General features: G+C 71.8%; 1 pseudogene. It reads right to left on the bottom strand.

The window, feature by feature from the left end:
* Positions 1-563 (bottom strand): annotated as a pseudogene (gene phzE / locus AC4OR5_RS30950) (phenazine biosynthesis protein PhzE); the annotation flags it as partial.

The following is a 563-nucleotide window of genomic DNA, read 5'->3' as shown; positions in this document are numbered from 1 at the left end:
CCCATGATCACCAGGTCGTAGCCGTCGAACGAGTACGGCTCCTGGAAGCCGCGCACGGTCACCGTCAGGCCCAGCGACTTGAGCTGCTTGGCGATCATCGAGGTGAAGGTGTCCTCGGCATCGACGATCAGCACCTCGCGTCCGGACAGGTCGGCCTGCAACTGCTGGCGCTCGCTGGCGCCGCGCAGCCAGAAGTCGGCGATCGGCGCGTTGCGGCTGGCCAGCGCCGCCACCACGTGCGGGTGCGAGCCCAGGCGCTGCGGCGCCTGGCTCTTCAGCGCGGCGATCAGCCCGGAAGCCTTGGCCCGGCTTTCCGCCGCCTCGCCCAGGGGATCGGAGTGGCGCACGATGGTCGAGCCGACGCCGATGCGCAGGCGGCCGTCGCCCTCGATCTCGGCAGTGCGGATCAGGATCGCCGAGTCCAGCGTGCGCCCGCCCTGGCCATCGCCGCCGATCAGCGCCGCCACCCCGCTGTAGTAGCCGCGACCCTGCGGCTCGTAGCGGCGGATCACCCGGCAGGCGCTTTCCAGCGGGCTGCCGGTGACGGTCGGGGCGAACAGCGT

Source organism: Pseudomonas sp. YA1 (assembly GCF_058680555.1).
The sequence above is the reverse complement of the archived record's forward strand: the minus strand, read 5'-3'. Positions and strand labels throughout refer to the sequence as shown.